Source organism: Herbivorax alkaliphila, assembly GCF_030848475.1.
Classification (GTDB): Bacteria; Bacillota; Clostridia; order Acetivibrionales; family Acetivibrionaceae; genus Herbivorax.
The window spans coordinates 1-1,660 of record NZ_JAVDDS010000124.1 but is presented as its reverse complement, the minus strand read 5'-3'; the positions used below and the strand labels follow the sequence as shown (position 1 = coordinate 1,660).

General features: G+C 32.3%; 2 protein-coding genes. Both read left to right on the top strand.

The genetic code is table 11. From position 1 onward, the window contains the following. Positions 1-93 precede the first annotated feature (93 nt). The gene (locus RBH29_RS17585) at positions 94-837 is read left to right on the top strand and encodes a hypothetical protein (protein WP_306698313.1); all 744 of its coding nucleotides are present in this window, start codon (positions 94-96) and stop codon (positions 835-837) included. Positions 838-1,233: 396 nt separating this feature from the next. Beyond that, positions 1,234-1,476 (top strand): hypothetical protein, encoded by a 243-nt coding sequence (locus tag RBH29_RS17580; RefSeq protein WP_148890574.1) that lies wholly within the window; start codon positions 1,234-1,236, stop codon positions 1,474-1,476. The last annotated feature ends 184 nt before the right edge of the window (positions 1,477-1,660 follow it).

Sequence of the window (1,660 nt, the reverse complement as noted above, 5' to 3'; positions counted from 1 at the left end):
TTGGAAATTGGACGCTGAGTTTAGAGTTGTCCTATGTAGAATTATTAAGGAAAGTAAAAAGTGCTTATACCACTTATTTTAAGGAGGAAAAGTATGGTTAAGAAGCTAATTGTTTTATTAGTATGCATGATATTAATATGCTTTATTACATCAGCATGTGCTTCTAATAATCTTGAACAAAATGACACAAGCAAGGAGGTAAATATTCATAAGAGTGAAAACTACGCGAACAACAAATTAAATATTGATAAAAGTCAAATACAAAAAATTTATATTTCTGGTTTTCCAAAGCGATTTGAAGATTTAAATATAACTGATGTCAACCAAATATCCAGTGTAGTTGACTATCTTATTTCAATAAACCCAGTAGAAACAAAATTAAATCCTAAAGATTATAGCGGCGGTGGATACTTAATCAAAATTCAATTTAAAGATGACAGTGAAAGAGTATTCAACCATATGGGTAATATGTTTTTTATGGAAGAAGGGAAATTTACTTATGAGATGAAATATGAAGAAGCAATTAAAATTGATTCAATTGTTGCAAATATTCTTGAAAACAATATGGATAAAAGTGGAATGCATTTTATCATAGGCACTATAGTCTCCATAGAATCCGAATCTAGTGGTCACAATATATCATGTGTTATTAAAGATAAGGACAATAAATATCATGATATATATCTAAAAGATGCTTCAATAATTGATTCTACTGGTAATGGGTGGATGATATTGCATAATAATGATGAAGTAAAAATTTATTATTCAAAAGATAATCCACTAGAAAATGGTGCACTTTCTGCTTCAAAAGTTTTTATAAAAAAAGCGGCAAATTAGCTGAATATAAAGGAAATGAAACTCAAAGATTTTAATTGCTTAAGATTGCCTTCGCGGGGCGTCCAACATCCTATAACAAAAGATTCACACAAGGACTCGAAAGAAGAACACGTAGCAGTTCTTTGTAGAATGAACATGAAGAAAGACTCGCCACATTCCTTCAGCAGGCGGGCAAGCCCCCGCCAGAGAAGAAAGACTCTGTGGGTCTGGTTCAGGAACGTTGTGAATCAAAACGTTCTCTGAAATGCCACTCAATAGACCGCCAGATCGTGTGGTGGATTTTGAACAGGAAAGTCTTTGAAGATTTATATTTGAAAAATAAATTCTTATCTTATTGATATTAATTTTGAAGGGAGTATGGTAAAATATATACTATATAATAGGAGGACGATAATAATGGAAGATAAATCATTTGAACTTCTTACAAAAATGTATTCTGAAATGACAGAGCAATTTAAGGAAGTAAATAAAAAACTGGATGAAAAGGCAGATAAAAGCGACATTATACGATTTGAAAATGAACTTACCCCAAAAGTTCAAGCTCTATTTGATGGATATAAGCAACATACAGACGTTTTAGAACGTATTGAAAATGAAGTAACTAAACAAGAAGAAATCATTATGAGGCGTGTCAAATAGAAGGATATCAAATTTTATGACATTTTTTGTGTAGTATTATTTCAACAATTTTATAATATTTAAGAACCCTCGTCGATGCGGGCTCAATGTTTGGGGGCTTGGCAAATCAGAGAACAATATAGTTCTGTCAATTCCACCCGCCAAGGGCAGTCGCCCTAAGCGGCTGAAACAGCAGAACTAAACA

Bases quoted from the DNA above. Each gene is read 5' to 3' on its own strand.
- RBH29_RS17585 (WP_306698313.1), top strand. From the start codon at position 94: ATGGTTAAGAAGCTAATTGTTTTATTAGTATGCATGATATTAATATGC.
- RBH29_RS17580 (WP_148890574.1), top strand. From the start codon at position 1,234: ATGGAAGATAAATCATTTGAACTTCTTACAAAAATGTATTCTGAAATG.